1 protein-coding gene is annotated in these 363 nt (G+C 42.1%); it reads left to right on the top strand.

What is annotated here, in order from left to right; translation table 11 throughout:
* A partial coding sequence (locus tag ACTYA4_RS22260; protein ID WP_445505883.1) for an ABC transporter permease subunit occupies positions 1–363 on the top strand: 363 nt, incomplete at its 5' end.

The following is a 363-nucleotide window of genomic DNA, read 5'->3' as shown; positions in this document are numbered from 1 at the left end:
AAAATGCGTTATATCGGTGTGATTATTTCAGGAGCACTTGGCGGAATTGGCGGCGGCGTGTTTGCCCAGTCGATTACGAATGATTTTACTCATGCAACCATCAGTGGACAAGGCTTTATGGCACTTGCTGCTTTGATTTTTGGGAAATGGAATCCTTTAGGTGCGATGGGAGCGGCTCTTTTCTTTGGATTTGCCCAAAGTTTAAGTATTGTCGGCGGAGATTTCCCATTATTAGAAAATGTACCAAAAGTATATTTATTAATTGCACCATATGTGCTAACGATCATTGCATTAACCGGATTTATCGGACGTGCCGACGCTCCGAAAGCGGTTGGTATTCCTTATATTAAGGGAAGTAGATAA

The organism is Niallia yueguangensis, assembly GCF_052663115.1.
This window is presented reverse-complemented; position numbering and strand designations above follow the sequence as displayed.